The sequence below is a fragment of the Paenibacillus sp. GbtcB18 genome (assembly GCF_019091125.1).
Classification (GTDB): Bacteria; Bacillota; Bacilli; order Paenibacillales; family NBRC-103111; genus Paenibacillus_F; species Paenibacillus_F chitinolyticus.
The window spans coordinates 1-239 of the sequence record NZ_JAGXJX010000807.1 but is presented as its reverse complement, the minus strand read 5'-3'; the positions used below and the strand labels follow the sequence as shown (position 1 = coordinate 239).

Sequence of the window (239 nt, the reverse complement as noted above, 5' to 3'; positions counted from 1 at the left end):
TCAAAGCCGTCTACATAATTGACAAGATCGGCAACGTGCGGTTGGGGAAGCTCGTTGATCAATTGTTCGCGCGGAATGCACGATACTTTAGGTGACGTAATGTCCACTTTCTTGCCGAGCAGAGTGGATAATGCGGTCGCTGCGCTCCCGAACGGGATGTTGCCGATCTCCCCCAGGGCATCCTGCTCCAGCGAGGATAAGTAATCATCGATATCCGAGGAAAGAGAAGAGGATGGATA

At 51.9% G+C, this 239-nt stretch carries 1 protein-coding gene; it reads right to left on the bottom strand.

Annotation, left to right across the window (positions count from 1 at the left end):
* On the bottom strand, window positions 1–239 hold a 239-nt coding region (locus tag KVT34_RS31030; RefSeq protein WP_217563375.1), incomplete at both ends, for a chemotaxis protein CheC.